Here is a 1,343-nt window from a genome sequence, read left to right as displayed (position 1 = left end):
CCGTTACATAAATCCTACCCAAAGTTACTCAAGATTGGACAATATTGGACTTTGAGCTTCGTTTACTTCCTGCTTCATCCTGGTAGTGTCGGCACTCACCAGTCCGCAGGCTAACCCCGTCTAACTGACGGTTTTTGACAAATTAATCGCTGCGTTCAAATCGCGGTCAACAACAATACCACAATGACTGCATTCAAACACTCGTTCAGAAAGAGAGAGTGTTTCTTTTTTAGTTCCACAATTAGAACAAGTTTTTGAGCTGGGAAACCAACGGTCAACAACTACCAACTTTGAACCGTACAACTCGCATTTGTAGGTTAACTGTCTGCGAAACTCAAAGAAGCCCATATCGGCAACAGATGCAGCTAGCTTGTGCAACGCCATCATTCCGCTTACGTTCAAGTCTTCTATGACAATTACACCGTGGTTTTTGGCAAGTAATGTCGTTAGTTTGTGCAACGTATCTTGACGGATGTTAGCTATCTTTCTATGCAGTCTAGCTATCTTGACTTGTGCTTTTTGACCATTGCTCGAACCGATGACTTTATGGCGACTCAACCATTGCATCCTTGAGAGTATGTCGCGATATTTTTTGTAGGATTTAGCACCGATAACTACTTCACCTGTTGATAGAGTAGCCAATGCTTTAATACCGAGGTCAACGCCTACAATGCTTGTTTGGCATGATTCTTGCTGTTCTACATCAAACCTGAAACTGATAAACCACCTGTCGGCAATACGGGATATCGCGCAAGACTTAGTTGATACTTGTGGTAGCCTTTCATAAGTCTTGAGGACGGCAATTACGGGAACTTGGATTTTGTTAACCCCGCAGATTTTGACTGTTCCTTCTAATGTGAAAGAATCTCGCCTTCCTTTTTTCTTAAACTTCGGTACACCAGCAGTCTTTTTAAAACATCGTTTCCATGCATCTCGCAATGCCATTAATGCCTGTTGTGGTGTAGATTTACTGCACTCGTAATACCAAGCATTCTCCGACTTCACCATAGCTACTAACAATTTATGCAAGTCAATAGCTGTGGGAAATTTGAGCTTTTCGTTGGGATTGGCTTGGTTGTGACCAAGAATATTTTTGGTCAGCCACAAACCCCAATTCCAAGCATGACGCGCCACTCCGCAATGCTTAGCTAAAAGTATGCGCTGCCGACTATTTAGTTTCAATTCGGTTTTGAATCCGAGTAACATGGCAGTCCTTTAATCCCTTCTCGCGCAGGCTTGTGACATATTCCAACCTTAGCAGAACTTGCGAGTGAAAAAGCTACCCACAATTGAGCAACAATGGGTAGATTTGTCCAAGAATCAAGTTACAGTTTCTAGCCCCC

The 1,343-nt window shown here is 42.9% G+C and carries 1 protein-coding gene; it reads right to left on the bottom strand.

Going from position 1 to position 1,343, the window contains the following annotated elements; translation table 11 throughout:
* Window positions 1-120 precede the first annotated feature (120 nt).
* Entirely contained in the window at window positions 121-1,206 is a 1,086-nt protein-coding gene (locus JGK36_RS00100; RefSeq protein WP_293200731.1) for a transposase, read from the bottom strand.
* Window positions 1,207-1,343: the final 137 nt, after the last annotated feature.

The sequence above is a fragment of the Microcoleus sp. PH2017_35_SFW_U_B genome (assembly GCF_020737865.1).
Taxonomy (GTDB): Bacteria; Cyanobacteriota; Cyanobacteriia; order Cyanobacteriales; family Microcoleaceae; genus Microcoleus.
The sequence above is the reverse complement of the archived record's forward strand: the minus strand, read 5'-3'. Positions and strand labels throughout refer to the sequence as shown.